15 protein-coding genes are annotated in these 13,900 nt (G+C 54.5%); 10 read left to right on the plus strand and 5 right to left on the minus strand.

Annotated elements, in window-relative coordinates; all coding sequences use genetic code 11:
* Positions 1-2 precede the first annotated feature (2 nt).
* Complete coding sequence (gene gorA, locus RCA23_RS14095) at positions 3-1,361, minus strand: glutathione-disulfide reductase (protein WP_044050847.1); 1,359 nt, start codon at positions 1,359-1,361, stop codon at positions 3-5.
* Positions 1,362-1,425: 64 nt separating this feature from the next.
* A complete protein-coding gene (gene rpiA / locus RCA23_RS14100; RefSeq protein WP_052377206.1) occupies positions 1,426-2,145 on the minus strand; it encodes a ribose-5-phosphate isomerase RpiA in 720 nt (239 codons plus the stop codon).
* A 363-nt stretch (positions 2,146-2,508) separates the two neighbouring features.
* Here rpiA and RCA23_RS14105 point away from each other — a divergent pair, with 363 nt between their 5' ends.
* Entirely contained in the window at positions 2,509-3,882 is a 1,374-nt protein-coding gene (locus RCA23_RS14105) for an L-serine ammonia-lyase (protein WP_044050848.1), read from the plus strand.
* A 30-nt stretch (positions 3,883-3,912) separates the two neighbouring features.
* Positions 3,913-4,797, plus strand: a complete 885-nt coding sequence (locus RCA23_RS14110; protein ID WP_044050849.1) for a DMT family transporter — start codon at positions 3,913-3,915, stop codon at positions 4,795-4,797.
* Here RCA23_RS14110 and RCA23_RS14115 read toward each other — a convergent pair.
* Positions 4,762-5,436 (minus strand): thiamine diphosphokinase, encoded by a 675-nt coding sequence (locus RCA23_RS14115; RefSeq protein WP_052377207.1) that lies wholly within the window; start codon positions 5,434-5,436, stop codon positions 4,762-4,764. The two genes, RCA23_RS14110 and RCA23_RS14115, sit on opposite strands and share 36 nt — an antisense overlap.
* Before the next feature lie 133 nt (positions 5,437-5,569).
* Between RCA23_RS14115 and RCA23_RS14120 the strand changes: the two genes are divergently transcribed.
* Together RCA23_RS14120 and RCA23_RS16105 are read left to right on the plus strand one after the other, a co-directional pair.
* The gene (locus RCA23_RS14120; protein WP_044050850.1) at positions 5,570-6,007 is read left to right on the plus strand and encodes a hypothetical protein; all 438 of its coding nucleotides are present in this window, start codon (positions 5,570-5,572) and stop codon (positions 6,005-6,007) included.
* Positions 6,008-6,467: 460 nt separating this feature from the next.
* Positions 6,468-7,574 carry a Hint domain-containing protein gene (locus RCA23_RS16105; protein ID WP_052377208.1) on the plus strand — a complete coding sequence of 369 codons (1,107 nt, stop codon included), beginning with the start codon at positions 6,468-6,470 and terminating at the stop codon, positions 7,572-7,574.
* Positions 7,575-7,641: 67 nt separating this feature from the next.
* On the opposite strand, the gene RCA23_RS14130 is transcribed toward RCA23_RS16105, so the two are convergent.
* Both RCA23_RS14130 and RCA23_RS14135 read right to left on the minus strand, forming a co-directional pair.
* Complete coding sequence (locus tag RCA23_RS14130) at positions 7,642-7,869, minus strand: DUF2842 domain-containing protein (RefSeq protein WP_044050851.1); 228 nt, start codon at positions 7,867-7,869, stop codon at positions 7,642-7,644.
* Positions 7,869-9,161, minus strand: coding sequence for an adenylosuccinate synthase (locus tag RCA23_RS14135; RefSeq protein WP_044050852.1), 1,293 nt, complete (start codon positions 9,159-9,161; stop codon positions 7,869-7,871). Before RCA23_RS14135 ends, RCA23_RS14130 begins: the two co-directional genes overlap by 1 nt.
* A gap of 241 nt (positions 9,162-9,402) precedes the next feature.
* Here RCA23_RS14135 and secG point away from each other — a divergent pair, with 241 nt between their 5' ends.
* The 6 genes from secG to RCA23_RS14165 all read left to right on the plus strand — a co-directional run bounded on the left by secG (position 9,403) and on the right by RCA23_RS14165 (position 13,890).
* Complete coding sequence (gene secG / locus RCA23_RS14140) at positions 9,403-9,756, plus strand: preprotein translocase subunit SecG (RefSeq protein WP_044050853.1); 354 nt, start codon at positions 9,403-9,405, stop codon at positions 9,754-9,756.
* A gap of 152 nt (positions 9,757-9,908) precedes the next feature.
* On the plus strand, positions 9,909-11,552 hold the full coding sequence (gene pyrG, locus RCA23_RS14145; RefSeq protein ID WP_044050854.1) for a CTP synthase: 1,644 nt from the start codon (positions 9,909-9,911) through the stop codon (positions 11,550-11,552).
* 18 nt (positions 11,553-11,570) lie between these two features.
* Positions 11,571-11,864 (plus strand): DUF1330 domain-containing protein, encoded by a 294-nt coding sequence (locus RCA23_RS14150; protein ID WP_044050855.1) that lies wholly within the window; start codon positions 11,571-11,573, stop codon positions 11,862-11,864.
* Between the two features lie 33 nt (positions 11,865-11,897).
* Complete coding sequence (locus tag RCA23_RS14155) at positions 11,898-12,317, plus strand: TerB family tellurite resistance protein (RefSeq protein ID WP_044050856.1); 420 nt, start codon at positions 11,898-11,900, stop codon at positions 12,315-12,317.
* Between the two features lie 4 nt (positions 12,318-12,321).
* Positions 12,322-13,038, plus strand: coding sequence for a phosphate/phosphite/phosphonate ABC transporter substrate-binding protein (locus RCA23_RS14160; RefSeq protein ID WP_044050857.1), 717 nt, complete (start codon positions 12,322-12,324; stop codon positions 13,036-13,038).
* Between the two features lie 78 nt (positions 13,039-13,116).
* Positions 13,117-13,890 carry an ABC transporter ATP-binding protein gene (locus RCA23_RS14165; RefSeq protein WP_271486744.1) on the plus strand — a complete coding sequence of 258 codons (774 nt, stop codon included), beginning with the start codon at positions 13,117-13,119 and terminating at the stop codon, positions 13,888-13,890.
* Positions 13,891-13,900 lie beyond the last annotated feature (10 nt).

The raw sequence follows: 13,900 nt of genomic DNA on the forward strand, positions 1-13,900 counted from the left end.
TTTCAAGCGCTCCGCACAGGGGTTTTCATTGTCACAAGTTCTTCGGACACCGTCGGATGCACAGCACACACACGGTCGAAATCTTCTTTTGTTGCTCCCATTTTCACCGCTATCCCAGCCAGTTGAATCATCTCACCAGCACCATCTGCGACGATATGACAGCCCAAAATCTTACGGGTTTTTTGGCTGACAACCAATTTCATTAACACTTTGTTCGGCGCATCAATAAAGGAAATATTCATTGGGCGAAAGGCAGTTGCATAGACTTCAATCGGCTCTTGCGCACGCGCCTGCTCTTCGCTGAGGCCAATTGTGCCAAATTCCGGTTGCGTGAAGACCGCCGTTGGGATCAATTCATGATCCACAGAGGTCGGATTGCCCTTCAGGGCGGTCTCAACAAAGGCCATGCCCTCACGGATCGCCACCGGCGTCAGATTGACACGGTTGGTCACATCTCCGATCGCATAAATCGAAGGCACCGAAGTCTGAGAAAAACCATCCACCTGGACTGCGCCCACTGAATCCAGACCAATGCCCAGCGCCTCAAGCCCCAATCCCGCGCTTTTAGGGGTGCGGCCTGTGGCGTACATCACGACATCAAAGTCATGGCGCGCGCCCTTTGTATCTGTCACGCAGTATCCCGCCCCTTGCTTTTCAATGCGGGCCACATTGGTTTGCATGTGCATCTGGACACCGCGCTCTTGCATGCCCTGCACAATCACATCCCGGGCCTCTTTGTCAAAGCCGCGCAAGACCGCCTCGCCGCGATACCAAAGATGGGTTTGCACCCCAAGACCATTGAGAATGCCGGCAAATTCACAAGCAATATAGCCGCCTCCAACAATCAAGATGCGCTGTGGCAAAGCCTCAAGATGAAAAATTTCGTTCGAGGTGATGGCGTATTCGGCGCCAGGAACATCGGGCACTGAGGGCCAGCCGCCCGTGGCCAGCAAAATCACCTTGGCCGTCACGACCCGGCCATCGGCCAAACGCACCGAATGCGGGCCGCCGACTGTTGCGCGCACATCGAAGGTCTCGACACCTGAGTTTTGCAACAGGCAGCGATAGATGCCTTCAAGCCGATCAAGCTCACCTTCCAGATTGCGCCGAAATCCCGACCAGTTGAAACCGCCCATCTGCACGTCCCAGCCATAGACTGCAGCTTGCTCCATCGCAGGCGCGTAGGTTGAGGCAAACACCATCAACTTTTTCGGCACGCAGCCACGGATGACGCAGGTGCCTCCATAGCGGCTCTCTTCGGCCAAACCGACTTTGGCCCCGGTGTCTGACGCCGCAACGCGCGCCGCGCGCACACCGCCAGAGCCACCCCCAATTACAAAAAGATCATAGTCAAAAGACATTTTCGTCCCCTATTGAAATCCAAAGCCCACCGCCGCCTGATCTGAAACCCCACCGTTTGGCGTGTTAAGGCCGAACGTGCTCTTCAATGCGCCCATCACTGGCGCCAAGAATGACTCGATCACAAATATCTATAAATAAGCCATTTTCAACCACGCCCGGCACTTGATTAAGGGCAATGGCCAAAGCCGGCGCATCGGGTATTTGCGCAAGATGCAAATCGAGAATGAAATTCCCCTCGTCCGTCACAAAGGGGGCATCGCCCTGCTTGCGCGTGGTGATATCGCACCCGGCCAATCCGTGATCGGCCAAGAGGCGGGCAATATGATCGCGCGACGAGGCCAAACCAAATCCCAAAACCTCCACCGGCAAAGGGAATTTACCGAGCTGAGGCACATGCTTATCAAAATCTGCAATCACAATCATCCGATCCGAGGCGGAGGCGACGATCTTTTCTTGCAAAAGCGCCCCGCCACCGCCTTTGATGAGGTTCAAAGCGGAATCGAATTCATCCGTACCATCAATGGTGATGTCCAAATGCCCAGCCTGATCCAGAGTCACAACTTCCAAACCCAGCTCACGGGCCAAGTCGGCTGTGCGGGTCGAGGTGGGCACACCTTGAATGCGCAGCCCTTCGGCTTTCACCCGCTGAGCCAAACACCGCACCATCCAAGCCGCCGTTGAACCGGTTCCGAGCCCGAGTTTCATACCATCTTCGACCAATTCAACAGCGCGTTTGGCCGCGACGTATTTTGCCTGATCGGCGGGGGATAAATCGGCAAACATGTAAAGCTACTCCTGGTGATTTTCGCCCCTATTATAGACCGAAGTTCTGCCAATGCGCGAGGCCCGATTTCATCTTTCGAACCCGGCGTTGGCCGAGCTTAGCTCCAGCCAAGCAAAGGCCTCCGCATAATAGGGAAGCCAGGCCAAAACACCTTGCCCGGTGGCAACACAGGGTTGCGCCTGCCTGCCCTCAGTTCTGTGTTGAATGGCCTTGTTCAGAGCTCTTTTGACCCGCAATGCGCCGCTTATTCGCTTGCTCCGTGAAAGGTGCGGACGTAGACCTAGGGGAAAGTGTCGCATTTCCGCCGACAAACCCTGTCAAACCATGATCAACCCAAGCTATATACTCCTGCGAGGTCTTCAATGTTTTTATCTGTTTTTGACATGTTTAAGGTCGGCATTGGGCCAAGCTCATCGCATACGATGGGCCCAATGGTTGCGGCGGGGATGTTTTTGGACCTGCTGCGCGACAGCCCTTTTGAGGCCGCAGGCCTGAAAGCGCGCCTGCATGGGTCTTTGGCCTTCACCGGCGTGGGCCATGCGACAGATCGCGCAACACTTCTCGGATTGGCCGGATTTTCGCCCGAAACCTATGATGCCGCCAAGGCTGAAGCGACTCTAGAGGCCATGAAGCGCAACAAAGAGGTCAACCCTGATGGGCTTGGAACATTGCATCTCGATCCGGCCAGTGACATCGTGTTTGACTTCGGCCCATCCCTGCCGGGTCATACCAATGGTATGATCCTCATGGCGACGGATGCACAGGGCGACGTGATTTTGCAACAGACCTATTATTCCATCGGCGGCGGTTTTGTGGTGACAGCCGAAGACATGGCCAGTGGGGTATCGACCGGCGACATGGACCCCTACCCCCATGAATTCAACACCGCCAATGAATTGCTGGCCCTTTGCGCCGCTCAGGAAAAATCCATCGCCCAGATCAAACGCGAGAATGAGTTGAGCCGCCGCAGCGCTGCCGCGCTTGACCGCGGCCTGGCCAAAATCTGGGAGGTGATGAACGATTGCATCAATCGCGGGCTCGACCGCGGCGGCATTCTGCCGGGTGGTTTGAATGTAAAACGCAGAGCCAAACCCATTCATGAAGCGTTGATGGCCGAGCGCGGGCTGAATATGCCCGCCCCGCATACGATCAATGATTGGATGAGCGTCTACGCCATGGCGGTCAATGAAGAGAATGCCGCCGGCGGGCAGGTCGTGACCGCGCCGACCAATGGTGCGGCCGGAGTGGTGCCTGCCACCCTGCGCTATTGGCTCGATCATGTGCCCGGCGCCACGCCAAAGCGCATCCCAGAGTTTCTCCTCACCGCCGCCGCAATCGGCGGGCTGATCAAATTCAACGCCAGCATCTCAGGGGCAGAATGCGGCTGCCAAGCGGAAGTGGGCAGTGCTTCGGCCATGGCCGCCGCCGGTCTCTGCGCCGTCTTGGGCGGCAGCCCCGCACAGGTGGAAAATGCCGCAGAAATAGCCTTAGAGCATCACTTGGGCATGACCTGCGATCCGGTCAAAGGCCTGGTGCAAGTGCCCTGTATTGAGCGCAATGGGCTGGGCTGTATCAAAGCGGTCTCCGCCGCCAGCCTGTCGATGCGCGGCGATGGCACGCATTTGGTGTCATTAGATGCCTGCGTGGAAACAATGCGGCAAACCGGTCTAGACATGCATGAAAAATACAAAGAAACTTCGCTCGGTGGATTGGCGGTAAATGTGCCCAACTGCTGACCAATCCAAACCTTGATATGAAAGCACCCCATGGCTCAGGATAACAATCGTTTAGGTCTATTGTTGATGATTGGCTTTTGTATTCTGGCGCCGGCCAGTGATGCTTTGGTCAAGATTTTAGGCGATGGAATTCCTTTGCTGCAGGTGGTCATTGCCCGGTTTATCGCCCAGTTGCTTTTGGTACGCCGCAACCTTTGGACCAGCCGCCGCAACACTTGGATGCGGGCAGATCGGCTTGGCTATGTCATTCTGCGGTCGGTTCTGCATCTGGTAGCCATTTCTTTTTTCTTTCTCTCGCTGCGCTACCTGCCCCTCGCAGATGCCATCGCAATTGCCTATGTCCTGCCCTTCCTGATCTTGGGCGTCGGTTGGATGACCGGAGATCGGGCAAGTCCTTTGAGCCTTGGACTCTGCCTGCTGGGGTTCATCGGCACTTTGATGGTGGTGCAGCCCAGCTTTGCCGAGGTCGGTTGGCCTGCGCTCTTGCCGCTGGTTGTGGCCGTTTTATTCACCGGCTTTATGTTCATCACCCGCAAGATTTCTAAACATATCGACCCCATCGATCTGCAAGCGGCAAATGGGGTCTGCGCCATGGCGATCCTCTTGCCCATTGCCGCTTTTGGCTCGGCTTTGAACATTCCACTTTTGACCATCGTCCCGGTCACTGGATTTGAATTTTACGCATTGCTGGGCCTTGGGATCTTGGGAACTTTGGCGCATTTGAGCATGACTTGGGCGCTGCGCTATGCCTCTGCGCCCACAGTGGCCCCGGTGCAGTATCTCGAGATTCCTTTCGGAGCGCTCTATGGCCTGGTGCTCTTTGGCGATCTGCCCAATGGCATGGCGGCTGTTGGGATCATCGTGACGGTGACCGCTGGACTATTGGTGGTGCGTTTTACCAAAGCCTCTGTCTAGCGCTTCCAGAACAGTCTCAAGGTGGCAGCGCGGCAGGATTGCCAACAAACCCGGCCCATCCACGGTAATGTCCAGCGCACCACCCAAGGCGGCATTCGAAGTCGCAATTTGCCCCATCGGGCTCATGGCCGCATTTGAAAGCGGCCAGCGAACCCCGCGCAAACTCGCTTCAACCGAGGTCATGGGGTAAAACCCCACGGGTGTCTCAGCTTCCAGATCCACAGAAAATTTTTGCGGCACAACAAAAACCAGCTGCACCTCATCAATCAAGACCACGGGCCGCGGTTCATTGAGCAGAGCGGAGAAGCCTGCCAATTGATGATCCAACCGCCCGCCGAGAAACCCCACACCCAAAAAAACATCTGCATCACAGACCGCGAGGCATTTTTGGAAATCCGTGGTCTCCTGATCTGTGATATGCGCTACAGCCTGACCGGCCGGCAGGGCTTGTTGCGAATCCATATCGCCCACCACTAATGCCACCTGAACCCCCGCTTGTTTGGCCGCCTCAAAACCCCCATCAGCCGCCACAATCGCGTCACAATAGGCGGAAGTCTCTCGGATCAATTGAGCGGATGATGGGCCTGCCCCAATCAATAAAGTTCGGGACGCGCGATACATATTATTCTCATAGATCATTAGATTAACTCACTATTTTTCTTTGCGCCGCATTTCAGAGTGCCCCCTGGAAAAATGACCGTCGCGGTCTTAATAATTTTGAAGGACGGCGCGCCTATGAAGAGACCAAACAGATTGCCATCGGATTTTTCCCATGCCCGCCAAGCGTCCGGCCTCATTTCTCCTCACTCCGCAGTATCGCGTCGACGCGTTATGGTTGAATGGCGCCGGTCCTGAGGTCAAGGCCGAAGCGCCGAACGGGGCCCCCGCGCCCTTTGTTGATCTGCACGGGCTAGAAGGCCTGCTGCGCAAACCTGATCCGAAAATCGTGCTCTCATTGCCCGAAGACGCGGAGTTGATCGACCAGCTTCACAGATTAACTGGGAAAATGCCAAAATTTGCACAATTCAACCCACCACCAGCCGCATCCACAGAAGCGCCACCAGAGCCACAGGCGCCCGTGAAAGCCGAGACGGCGAAAGAGCAAAGCGCGCCCCATGCGAACCCACCCGCAGCCGCAGCCACTATGGATCTTTGGGATCTAACCTCCGGCCGGCGCCGCAAGCATGCGGCGGCAGAGAGAGGCAAGTAGGAGCTGCCGCTAAGCATGAAACTTCTCTAGGATCATCACACTTATACCCCCGCGTCCCGTCATCCAGCCGTTGACCCCAATATAATAACCATAATAAACAGATAACTTCGGACGAAGAAATACGCTTCACCCCTGCAATTTCAACAGGGCGCGGCTCACGTACGTCCCTATTAAATTTGACCATAATTCACAAAATTTGAGCTTTGCGGAATTCTAGGGGCAGCTCAAAAAAAATCCAGCTTCACAATTTTTTCTTTTTTGGCTCGAGCAGAAAATTCTTGCGCATTGATACTCAAAATCATTAGCGTATAAAAATATACATTAGTATCAAATTAATTTTAGATAAATCTAGATCAACCTGATCGAAAACAAAAAAAATCCAGCGTGCATCATCGCGTGATGCAAAAGTACTGCGGCAACGGTGGGCTATTGCGCGGTGACACGAGACGGGGAGCGTTTCATGGCTACTTTCGGGGTCTTAATTTTTGCAGCAGATAATCTCACCAACCCACAAAACCCTGGTTTTTTTCCTGCTGAGGACAATTCACATCGTTCGGACCTTCAAAATGGCGACCAGCTTACATGGAACGGTGGTGGTGAAAGTGCATTCATTGAAATTGACGATCCTTCAGGGACAAGCTTCGACGAACTTGAAACCGACCAAACCTTGGTAACGTCACTCACCTTCGATGGGAGTACCTATAGTTCAGGACAAGTTCTAACACCTTCTTATACCATCATCTTCAGTGGATCTGATGGCAATAATTATACACTTACCAGCTTAATATTTGCAGCGGGTGGTCAGCCACGGATACCAGACGCAATCTTCTGGGAAGGAAGTATTCCGCCAGCAGGCACAGTGCTCACTGTAACCTCCGAACGAGACCCTAAAGGTAATCAAGCCAGAAATTATTTAGACTTTGTTGCATGCTTTTGTGAGGGAACGTTGATAGAAACGAAGGACGGCCCCAAGGCTGTTGAACAGCTAACTTGCAAACACAAAGTTGCAACTTTGCATGGTCATTTCATGAGCATAAAAGCAGTGTGCAATCGCGGCATCGCATGTTCAGAATTGCTGGACAATCCGAACCTACGACCTGTCGTCGTTTCTCAGGGCGCATTGGGTCGAGGCCTTCCCAAGCGCAATTTGCGTGTGTCCAAGCAACATCGATTTCTTGTCTCGTCACCTATTTGCAGACGCATGTTTGGAACTGATGCCACACTTGTTTCTGCAATTCAGCTGACGCAACTACCCGGAATTTTCATAGATACGAAAACAAACGACCTTCGTTACTTCCACATTCTACTTCAAAACCATGAGATCATATTTGCAGAAGGTGCACCTACAGAGAGCCTGCACCTTGGGAAGGGCACGCTTAAAGCGCTACCACAGGAAACCGTCAAAGAAATTACCTCTATTTTTCCCGACCTTTTAGATTCAGGGTTCTTACCAAAATCCGTTGAGCTCATCCCCGAAGGGAGGCGCCAAAAGAAATTGATCGCAAGACACCTGAAAAACAATAAGCCTCTACTGACGAAAGACATGACGTTATCCTTGGCCCAATAAATTGCAATTGGGCCGTAATGCTTTGCAAAAACAGACACTTTCGCAACCCAATTGATATGCCGAGTTCTCAAGAATTATCATCCGCATCGGGGTCCACCTGACCGATGCCTTTAAAGACAAATTTCAGCGGAAACGCCCAGGCGGTGCCGAGCACCACATAGAGGATGAATTCCAAGAATTTTGGAAGCACGGGAAGCAGTGCCACAAGGTTCACGGCCAAGACTGCGTAGACTGGCAAGCCAATAACCAAGATCAGCAGCGACCAGCGGCGGCGGGCTTTGTAACTCAGAGCCATCAGTCTGCAAAAGGATCAGTAACGAGGATGGTGTCTTCGCGCTCAGGCGAGGTTGAGACCAATGCCACTGGACACTCAATCAGCTCTTCGATGCGCCGAACATATTTGATCGCCTGAGCAGGCAACTCTGCCCAAGAGCGGGCGCCAGCTGTACTGCCGGACCAACCTTCGATGGTTTCATAGATCGGCGTCACGCGGGCTTGCGCATCGGCGGCAGTGGGCAGGTAATCCAGCCGTTGGCCATCCAGATCATAAGCCACACAGATTTTCAGTTCGTCAAACCCATCCAAGACGTCCAATTTGGTCAGTGAAATGCCATTCACGCCAGAGGTGGCGCAGGTTTGCCGCACCAGACAGGCATCGAACCAACCGCAGCGGCGCTTACGCCCCGTGGTGGTGCCAAACTCATGCCCACGTTCGCCAAGCTGCTGGCCATCAGCATCGTCCAGCTCTGTTGGAAACGGGCCTTCACCGACGCGGGTGGTATAGGCTTTGGTGATGCCCAGGACATAGTCAATCGCTCCTGGACCAATGCCTGTACCTGTGGCCGCTTGGCCAGCAATCACATTCGAAGAGGTCACAAAAGGATAGGTGCCAAAGTCAATATCCAGCAAAGCACCCTGCGCGCCCTCAAACAAGATGCGCTTCCCAGCCCTGCGTTTTTCGTTCAAAACTTTCCAAACCGGCGCCGCATAGGGCAATATCTGGTCCGCAATGTCACGCAACTGCGCCAGCAAGCTTGCCCGGTCTACTGGCTCAAGGCCAAGACCTTTGCGCAGCGGGTTATGATGCAGCAAGGCGCGGTCGACGCGCAGTTCCAAAGTGGCAGTATCCGCCAAATCCGCCACGCGGATCACCCGGCGACCGACTTTATCTTCATAACAAGGGCCAATGCCCCGACCGGTCGTGCCAATTTTCGCGACGGACACCTGCCCTTCTCGCGCGCGATCCAGCTCACCATGGTAGGGCATAATCAAAGGGGTGTTTTCCGCCACCATTAGATTTTCTGGATTAATTTCTACACCTTGAGAACGGATGCCCTCAATCTCTTTGATCAAATGCCACGGATCGAGCACCACACCATTGCCAATGACAGATAATTTTCCGCCGCGCACAACGCCAGAGGGCAGCGCATGAAGTTTATAGACAGCCTCCCCGATCACGAGCGTATGACCGGCATTATGGCCGCCTTGAAAACGCGCGATCACATCGGCGCGTTCGGAAAGCCAATCCACAATCTTGCCTTTGCCTTCGTCACCCCATTGGGTGCCCACCACAACAACATTGGCCATAACTTATCCTCTTTCGATCGGATCAAAACGTGGGCCGTATAGCGGGGATCAAGGGCAAGGGAAACTGCTAACTTGCCGCGGGAGGGCCAAGCTGCGTTTTGATGCAAATTCGAGCGCAAACCCCGCCGCTGGCGCAAGCCAAGCCCGGTGAAGCGGCATATAGGGGCCGATGTCCCAGTTTTGACTTGGCAAATGGGTTATCCTTGCTTAGATAGCCTCTGACCTGAACTGGGAAATTCGTATGCAAAATGTCGTCTTGATCATCCACCTTCTTTTGGCCATCTCGTTGATTGGCCTGGTTCTGTTGCAACGCTCTGAAGGTGGCGGCCTTGGTATGGGCGGCGGCGGTGCTGGCGGTGGGGCGATGTCCGGTCGCGCGGCGGCCTCGGCTTTGACCAAGCTGACCTGGGGTCTGGCGATTGCCTTTATTTGCACCTCTCTGGCCCTAACGATTCTACAGGTTCAAAAATCCTCTGGCAGCTCCGTTTTGGATCAATTGATGCCGGCCACCGAGCAAGATACACCCGTTGATGGCGATGCCCTATTGCCGCCTTCGGTCGAGGATTCCGCGCCACTTTTGCCGGTTGCTGACTAACTTACCCCTAAATATGGCGGCATCGGTAAATTTTGCCGCCTTATCTTGTATCATCAGATTGCAGAATCATCACGGAGCTGTTATTGGTTTAATCCCGTGGTGAGGCGCATTTTTCTTGCCGAAAATTCGAAACGACGGGGATCTCTTTATTTATGGCGCGTTATGTATTTATCACCGGTGGTGTTGTGTCTTCTCTTGGCAAAGGCTTGGCCTCTGCAGCCCTAGGCGCCCTCCTGCAGGCCCGTGGATTTTCCGTAAGACTGCGGAAACTTGATCCCTATCTCAACGTTGATCCCGGCACGATGTCCCCCTTTGAGCATGGGGAGGTCTTCGTCACCGATGATGGCGCGGAAACGGATCTGGATTTGGGCCATTATGAACGCTTCACCGGTGTGGCCGCACGGATGACTGATTCTGTCTCTTCTGGTCGAATCTATTCAACCGTGCTGGAAAAAGAACGCCGCGGCGACTATTTGGGCAAAACCATTCAGGTGGTGCCCCATGTCACCAACGAAATTAAAGAGTTTTTGAAAGTCGGTGACGATGAAGTCGATTTTATGCTCTGCGAAATTGGCGGCACAGTGGGCGATATTGAAGGCCTGCCATTTTTTGAAGCCATTCGCCAATTCTCCCACGACAAGCCACGCGGGGACTGTATTTTCATGCATCTCACGCTGTTGCCTTATCTCGCGGCCAGCGGCGAGCTGAAAACCAAACCCACGCAGCACAGCGTTAAAGAATTGCAATCCATTGGCATTGCCCCAGATATTTTGGTCTGCCGCTCCGAGCATCAGATTCCCGACAAAGAGCGGGAGAAAATCGCCCTGTTTTGCAATGTGCGCCCCGATGCGGTGGTCGCCGCCTATGATCTCAATTCCATCTACGAAGCCCCCTTGGCCTATCACGCCCAGGGGCTTGACCAAGCCGTTTTAGATGCATTCAATATCTCCCCCGCGCCACAGCCTGACCTGAGCAAATGGGAGGACGTGCAAGACCGCGTCAACAACCCAGAGGGTGCAGTTAATGTGGCGATTGTCGGCAAATACACGCAGCTAGAAGACGCCTATAAGTCAATCAAAGAGGCACTCACCCATGGCGGCATGTCCAATCGGGTAAAGGTTAATGTCGAATGGGTTGATGCCGAAGTCTTTGATCACGAAGACGCCGCGCCACATCTCGAAGGGTATCACGCTATTTTGGTTCCCGGCGGTTTTGGCGAGCGCGGCACGGAAGGCAAAATCAAAGCGGCACAATTCGCGCGTGAGCGCAAAGTGCCCTACCTCGGCATCTGCCTTGGCATGCAAATGGCGGTGATTGAGGCCGCCCGCAACCTGTCCAACGTTGCAGATGCGGGATCGGAAGAATTTGATCACGAGGCCGGCAAGAAGCGTTTCACCCCCGTGGTCTACCACTTGAAAGAATGGGTGCAGGGCAATCATCGGGTGCGGCGCAACGAAGATGACGACAAGGGCGGCACCATGCGCCTTGGCGCCTATAATGCCACTTTGAACCCAGATTCATTGGTGGCAAAAATCTATGGCAGCACGGCCATCGAAGAGCGTCATCGTCACCGCTATGAAGTCGACATCCAATTTCGCGAGCAGCTCGAAGAAAAAGGGCTGCTCTTCTCAGGCATGTCGCCTGACGGCCGCTTGCCGGAGATTGTTGAGGTTAAAGATCACCCTTGGTTTATTGGCGTTCAATTTCATCCAGAGTTGAAGTCCAAACCATTCGCGCCGCATCCTTTGTTCCGCGATTTTGTCCGCGCTGCTAAGGAAATGAGCCGTTTGGTTTAACACACAAAGGAGGGCCCTATGGCCAAAGGATATTGGATCGCCCACAATCAGATCAGTGATGCTGAGGCCTATGAGGCCTATAAAATCGCCGCCGCGCCAGCCCTGCGCGCCTATGAGGGCAAATTTCTTGTGCGGGCGGGTGCCGCTGAATTCCCCGAAGGCCAGCTGCGCGCGCGAACGATTATGATTGAGTTTCCAAGCCTAAAAGCGGCGCAAGAGTGCTACAACAGCGCGACATATCAAGCCGCAAAAGCCCTACGGACGCCAGTTTCAATTGGGGATCTGGTGATTGTCGAAGGATATGACGGCTGATCATCGCCGCAGTCCCAAATTTTGAGGCCCCCTATGTTTGCATCTTTGTTTTCGTCAAAATCCTCTGACAGCGCGCGCGATATCAGCGCCTCTGAAGCCATGGCCGCATTGATGGTGCGGATTGCTAAATCTGATGATGAATATTCCGCCGCAGAAATCGCAAGGATCGATGCCGTGCTTGGCCTGCTGTATAAATTGACCGCGGATCAAGCCGCCAACCTGCGCCAAACGGCCGAGGCGCTTGAGGCCGAAGCCCCCGACACCGTGCGGTTCACCCGTGCGATTAAGGAAGAGGTTCCCTATGAGGAGCGCTTCAATGTCGTGCGCGCGCTATGGCAAGTTGTTCTGGCCGACGGGGCCCGCGATGCAGAAGAAGACGCGCTGATGCGCCTTTTGGCAAGCCTGCTCGGCGTCAATGATCGCGACAGCGCCCTAGCCCGTCAACGGGCCTAGCCCCGTGATTGCGCATCTGCCCATGTATGATGTGCCGGCCAACCGCGCCGCACACCGACGCCTGTGGCAGGCGCTGCAGGACCACCTGCCAGATGCGCCGAATTTCACCCAACCGAGCGTGGATCTTATGGTCGATTGGCTCAGCCCAGAGCTTTATCTGTCCCAAACCTGCGGCCTGCCCTATCGCGCGGCGCTGCATGGCCAGGTGCAGTTGATTGCCACGCCAGACAATCAAATTCCAAATTGCCCGCCAGGCTATTACTGCTCGGTGCTGCTGGCTCGCCGGGGCGCGGTTCCAGACCTTGCGGCCAATGACTTTACCTTGGCCTATAATGAACCGCTGTCTCAATCGGGTTGGGCCGCACCGCAGTCCATTGGCCTCACCGGCGCCACACGGCTGCAAACCGGCGGACATGCAGCCTCGGCCCGCGCTGTTTTGGAGGGACGGGCTGATCTGGCTGCCGTGGATGCGTTGACTTGGCATTTTTTGACACGCGATTGGGACAAGGCGGCAGGGCTAGAGATCTGCGCCATCACTCCTGCCACGCCAACGCTGCCCTATATCACCGCATTGGGCCAAAACGCAGCCGCCCTCCGCGAGGCTCTGCGGCAGGCGATTCTCTCTATTGGCCTAAAAGACAGGCAAACACTTCAAATATTTGACCTCGTTGAGATCAATGCCGAGGCTTACCTGCAATTGCCGCTGCCTCCGACCCCTTAATTTCAGCAGATGCCGCTTTTAGATTGCGAGACGCGCCCTTCCTCGCCTAATATCTGCTCTGGTAGGATAGGAGTTTTCGTGAACGACCAAAATATACCCGTGATTGAAATAAAAAGTCTCCATAAAGCCTATGGGGATCTTGAGGTTCTCAAAGGTGTCGACATCACAGCAAAACGCGGTGATGTGGTGGCGCTTATTGGCTCGTCTGGATCTGGGAAATCCACTCTGCTGCGCTGCTGCAATATGCTGGAGATCAGCCAAAAGGGTGCGATTCTCTTCCAAGGCGAGGCCGTCCGCTGGAGCTCTCAGGGACACAACCGGCGTCCGGCCGATCCCGCTCAAGTCACCCGGCTGCGCACCAACCTGTCGATGGTCTTCCAACAGTTCAACCTTTGGGCGCATATGACCATCTTGCAAAATGTCATGGAAGCTCCGGTAACCGTGCTCAAACAGGATAAATCCGAAGTCGAATCCCGCGCCCGTGCGCTTCTGGATAAAGTGGGTATTGGCGAAAAATGCGATGTCTACCCCGCCCAACTGTCTGGCGGGCAACAACAAAGGGCTGCCATCGCCCGCGCCTTGGCCATGGAGCCCGAAGCACTATTGTTTGATGAACCTACATCCGCCCTTGATCCAGAATTGGAGCAAGAGGTGATTGGCGTCATCAAGGATTTGGCCGCGGAAGGGCGCACCATGCTCATCGTCACCCATGACATGGCCATGGCGCGCGATGTGGCCAATCACGTTATTTTCTTGCACCAAGGGGTGATTGAGGAACAAGGTCCTCCCGAGACCCTCTTTGGTGCACCGAAATCACAACGGCTTCAGCAGTTTCTTTCTGCCGTCGCTTAACAACACTCAG

Origin of the sequence: Planktomarina temperata RCA23 (assembly GCF_000738435.1) — a bacterium.
GTDB lineage: Bacteria > Pseudomonadota > Alphaproteobacteria > Rhodobacterales > Rhodobacteraceae > Planktomarina > Planktomarina temperata.